Raw genomic sequence first — 2,378 nt, 5'->3', positions numbered from 1 at the left:
GGGTCAGCCAGGGCATCCGGGCCCGGGGCGGAGCGGCGAGTTCCGCCGAGATGTCCCGGGTGTCCGGGGGTTCGGCGAGGATCTCCTCCGGGTCCTCGGCCCGCGGCCGTTCCCGTTCCCCTCCGGCCCGGAGGGCGGCGCCGGAGCCCGCGTCCGCGTCCGCCTGCGCCTCCGCCTCGGTGTCCGCGTCCGCCGAGGCGGTGAACACCTCCGCGAACGGTGTGAACCGCTCCCCGTCCACCCCGGGCTCCTTCTCCAGTTCGGTGCGGCGTCGTGCCATGTCGGTCTCTCCCTGTCCCTGCGTGTGCCGGCTCATTCGTGCCGCAGCGCTTCGATGGGCCGCAGGCTCGCGGCCCGGTTGGCCGGATAGCCGCCGAAGAACAGCCCGATCGCCACGGCGATGGCGAAGGCGCCGACGACCGACTCCGGAATGACGACCGGCTTGATGCCGACGACGGTGAAGTGCGAGCCGATCAGTCCGGCCGCGACGCCGAGCCCGCCGCCGATCAGCGACAGCAGCGTCGACTCGGCGAGGAACTGGCCCAGGATCACCCCGCGGGGCGCGCCGATCGCCTTGCGGATGCCGATCTCCCGGGTCCGCTCGGTCACCGTGACGAGCATGATGTTGGTGATGCCGATCCCGCCGACCAGCAGGGAGATCGCGGCGACGGCGCCCAGCAGCACCGTGAACGTCTTGTCCGTGGACGCCTGCGCGGTCAGCAGGGACGCCTGGCTGGCCACCCGGAAGTCCAGGGCGTTCGGGTCCTTGATGCCGTGCTGCGCCATGAGCACGGTCGTGATCTCGTTCTGCGCGTCCGTCGTCGCGTCGGCGGACTTCGCCTCGACGAGGACCTGCCCGAGCGGCCCGAACCCGGTGAAGGCGTTCTGCACGGTCGGCAGCGGGGCGACCACCACGTCGTCCGGGTCCTGGAACCCGGTCCCGCCCTTGGCGGCGAGCACCCCGACGACGGTGAACGGAGTCCCGCCGAGGACCACCTTGCGGCCCACCGGATCGGCCGTCCCGAACAGGTCGGCGGCCGTCGTCGCCCCGATCACGGCGACCTTGCGGGAGGCCAGCACGTCGTCGTTGCCGAAGTAGTCGCCCTTGGCCACCTTGCTGTTGGAGGCCTTGAAGTAGGCGGGATAGGTGCCGACGACCTGCCCGACGGTGTGCGAGGTCCCCTCGTAGAGCGCGGTCTGCGAGGTGGTGACCTCGGGCGCCACCGACTCGACGTGCGGGGCGGCCGAGGGGTCGGCCAGCGCCCGGGCGTCCGCGACGGTCAGCGGCTTCGTGCCGGTGGCCGGGCCGGAGCGCCCGCCGCCGGACCCGCTGCCGGAGGAGACGGTCAGGGCGTTCGTACCGAGCCGTTCGATGGACTCCTTCACCGCCTGCGAGGAGCCGTTGCCGACGGCCAGCAGCAGGATCACCGCGGCCACGCCGATCAGTACGCCCAGCATCGTCAGCGCGGAGCGCACCTTGTTCGCCGCGAGCCCGCCGAAGGCGAAGCGCAGCGTCTGGAACGGGTTCACCGCGCGCCCCCCGCCACCGGGTGCCGCTCGCGCATCGCGGGCGGCGGGCCGGCCACGGGCGCCTGCCGGACGTCCTCGACGATCTGCCCGTCGACCAGGCGCAGGACCCGCTTGGCGTGCAGGGCCACCTCGTCCTCGTGGGTGATCAGGACCACGGTGCGGCCCGAGGCGTTGAGCCGGTCCACCAGGGCCAGCACCTCCTCGGTGCTGTGGCTGTCCAGGTTGCCGGTCGGCTCGTCCGCCAGGAGCATGGCGGGCGCCGTCACCAGGGCCCGGGCCACGGCCACGCGCTGCTGCTGCCCGCCGGAGAGCTCGTTGGGCCGGTGGCCCAGCCGGTCGGCCAGACCCACCAGGGTCAGCGCCGCCTCCGCGCGCCGGCGCCGCTCGGCGGCCTTGACCCCCGCGTACGCCAGCGGGAGCTCGACCTGGGCGACCGCGGTGGTGCGGGGCACCAGGTTGAAGGACTGGAACACGAATCCGATCTTCCGGTTGCGCACCAGCGACAGCTGGTGCTCGTCCAGGCCGCCCACGTCGATCCCGTCGAGCAGGTAGCGGCCCGAGGTGGGGACGTCCAGGCAGCCGAGGATGTTCATCAGGGTGGACTTGCCCGAACCGGAGCTGCCCATGACGGCGACGAAGTCACCCTGTTCGATGGTGAGGTCGACCCCGGCCCGGCGGCCCGTGGCGGGATCGGCGGGCCCGCCGAGGGCGCGGACGGCCGCGTCCCCCTGCCCGTACGTCTTGAGCAGCGCACGCACCTCGATCACGGGCGGCACCGGCCGGCCGACGGCCCCGGGCTCCGGGGCCCCGGCTTCGAGGCCGCCGGGCGTCACGGCGCCGGGTGGCCC

Annotated in this window: 3 protein-coding genes; all 3 read right to left on the bottom strand. The window is 73.7% G+C overall.

Features of this window, described 5'->3' with window-relative positions:
• The coding region (locus tag ACFVXK_RS38250) for a hypothetical protein (RefSeq protein WP_389621902.1) at positions 1-280 on the bottom strand (280 nt) is incomplete at its 3' end.
• Positions 281-312: 32 nt separating this feature from the next.
• On the bottom strand, positions 313-1,530 hold the full coding sequence (locus ACFVXK_RS38245; RefSeq protein WP_389621899.1) for an ABC transporter permease: 1,218 nt from the start codon (positions 1,528-1,530) through the stop codon (positions 313-315).
• The coding region (locus ACFVXK_RS38240) for an ABC transporter ATP-binding protein (protein ID WP_389621896.1) at positions 1,527-2,378 on the bottom strand (852 nt) is incomplete at its 5' end. The genes ACFVXK_RS38245 and ACFVXK_RS38240, both read right to left, overlap by 4 nt.

Origin of the sequence: Streptomyces sp. NPDC058157, from assembly GCF_042884105.1 — a bacterium.
In the GTDB taxonomy this organism is placed as follows: Bacteria; Actinomycetota; Actinomycetes; order Streptomycetales; family Streptomycetaceae; genus Streptomyces.
This window is presented reverse-complemented; position numbering and strand designations above follow the sequence as displayed.